1 protein-coding gene is annotated in these 358 nt (G+C 46.6%); it reads left to right on the forward strand.

The genetic code is table 11. From position 1 onward, the window contains the following. Positions 1-358 (forward strand): TonB-dependent receptor domain-containing protein (locus B4033_RS00820; RefSeq protein ID WP_286831168.1); only part of this gene is annotated, 358 nt, incomplete at both ends.

The following is a 358-nucleotide window of genomic DNA, read 5'->3' on the forward strand; positions in this document are numbered from 1 at the left end:
CCGTACTGAAAAAACCAATACCCGTTCAACCGATGCTGATGGTACTACCCGTAATATTGGAGAGACTCGTGTTGATGGAATTGAGCTAGGTATCAATGGAAATGTCACTGACAAGTGGGCAATTTCTGCAGGCTACACTTATCTGGACAGTGAAATTGTTGACGATGGTACTGCTACTAATGATGGTAATCAGGTGCAGAACGTACCGGAAAACAGTGCAACCTTGTGGACAACCTATCAGGTTATGCCTCAGCTGACACTGGGTGCCGGTGCGGTGGCAATGGACAAAGTATATGGCAATGCTACCAATACCAAATTCGTGCCAGGTTATGTCCGTTACGATGCCATGGCGCGTTAT

Origin of the sequence: Acinetobacter sp. UBA3132 (assembly GCF_002364825.1) — a bacterium.
Taxonomy (GTDB): domain Bacteria; phylum Pseudomonadota; class Gammaproteobacteria; order Pseudomonadales; family Moraxellaceae; genus Acinetobacter; species Acinetobacter schindleri.